The 859-nt window shown below is 66.8% G+C and carries 1 protein-coding gene; it reads right to left on the bottom strand.

Features of this window, described 5'->3' with window-relative positions:
- Positions 1-509: ArdC family protein (locus K9U40_RS24885; RefSeq protein ID WP_282892415.1), on the bottom strand; the 509-nt coding region annotated here is incomplete at its 3' end.
- Between the last annotated feature and the right edge of the window lie 350 nt (positions 510-859).

Below are 859 nucleotides of genomic sequence, written 5' to 3'. Positions count from 1 at the left end.
ATCACGGCGCCGGTATGCGCAAAGAACCAATCGGCATGCTCGATCCGCGCCATCGGATCGAGAACGGGCGGCGGCGGGAGATAGAAATTTGCCGGCAGACCCTCGATCTGGTCGACGTTGAAGACGCGGTAGGTCTTCAGGAACGGGATGTCCCGCTCCACCTCCCCGCCGTGCGCGTCCGTTTCGGTTTTCGTGAAACGGCTGGCGTAGATGACGATCGAGCCGGATTCGCCCTTGCGAACATGGCCGCCGAGCTCCGCCGCCTGCTTGAAGGTCATCCAGGTCGGCGAGGCGAAGCCCCGCGCCATGGCCTCCGACCACAGCAGCAGCACGTTCATGCCGGAATATGGCGCTCCGGTATGACGCAACGGGCGGGTGATGCGGCCGGTCGCATTCGCCGCGCTCCATGGCTGGATCCACGGTCGCACGCCTTTTTCGAGATCGGCGACAATCCGCTCGGTAATCCTGGCGTAGATGTCGCCGCGCTCGCCAATCTCTTTCCTGCTCATTTTCCTGAACCTCCGCACTGGAGGCCGCGCCGATCGCGGCCCCGTCACGGGGTCCGGTTGCCGGGGGAACAGGCGAGACCGCGCACCCGGAGGCGCCCGACCGCGGGGCGAGGCGCGACGGGCCGCAACGAAGTGGAGGACGGCGAAGCCGTTGCGCTGACCGCCGGCCCCGGCAGGACCTCCTTCCGGGACGGGACGCGCACGGCGCGCTCTCCTCCCATTTCTTTTCCTTCCGCGATCGACTGAGGTTTGGTTTCGACATGCGAAAAGGCCGGCGCCTGGAGAGGCCGGCTTGGTCTCGTGCGAGCGATGAGAAGGGCGGAGCCAAGGCTCCGCCCGGGCGGCTCAAC

The organism is Xanthobacter autotrophicus, from assembly GCF_030015065.1.
Taxonomy (GTDB): Bacteria; Pseudomonadota; Alphaproteobacteria; order Rhizobiales; family Xanthobacteraceae; genus Xanthobacter; species Xanthobacter autotrophicus_D.
This window is presented reverse-complemented; position numbering and strand designations above follow the sequence as displayed.